At 46.3% G+C, this 795-nt stretch carries 1 protein-coding gene; it reads right to left on the bottom strand.

Features of this window, described 5'->3' with window-relative positions; translation table 11 throughout:
* On the bottom strand, positions 1–795 hold a 795-nt coding region (gene arsB, locus ACPV3A_RS37705; RefSeq protein ID WP_426205012.1), incomplete at both ends, for an arsenite/antimonite efflux transporter.

The following is a 795-nucleotide window of genomic DNA, read 5'->3' as shown; positions in this document are numbered from 1 at the left end:
CGTCGAAAGAACATGCAGCCAAAGCAAGGTGGCTAGTGAACCAATCGGTGTAATTTTGGGACCTAAATCGGAACCGATCACATTCGCATAAATTAAGGCCTCTTTAATGGCAGCCGACGTGTTTGTCGCATCGATGGCGAGTGCATCAATCATGACGGTCGGCATATTGTTCATGATGGATGAAATAATCGCAGCAATGAACCCCATCCCCATCGTCGCAGCAAAAAGTCCTTGATCCGCTACGCTCTGTATGACACTTGCCAGAAGATCTGTAAGACCGGCGTTACGTAAGCCATAGACCACAACATACATACCAATCGAGAAAAATACGATAGCCCACGGAGCCCCTTGAAGGACTTCTTTGGTTTGTACAGCCGGACTTTTTCTCGCCATCAGCAGGAAGAATATCGCGATGACACCAGCTACGATCGATACGGGGATACCCACAAATTCACACACAAAGTAACCGATTAGCAGAACGCTTAATACGATCCATGATAAACGGAACATCTTAGGATCTTGAATTGCCGTTGAGGGTTGTTTAAGCTGCGTCCCATCGAACTTACGCGGGATGCTCTTGCGGAAAAACAAATAAAGCACAAGGATACTGGCTACTAAAGAAAACAGATTGGGAACCAACATTCGGCTGGCGTATTCGATAAACGTAATGCCGAAGAAATCGGCCGATACGATATTCACCAGGTTGCTGACTACAAGTGGCAGCGAAGTTGTGTCCGCAATAAAACCACTTGCGATGATAAAAGGGAATACCTTCTTCTCGTCAAAATTCAGCGC

Source organism: Paenibacillus sp. Dod16 (genome assembly GCF_049893405.1).
Taxonomy (GTDB): Bacteria; Bacillota; Bacilli; order Paenibacillales; family Paenibacillaceae; genus Paenibacillus_AQ.
Note: the sequence above shows the minus strand (reverse complement) of the source record. Positions and strands in the feature narration are given on the sequence as shown.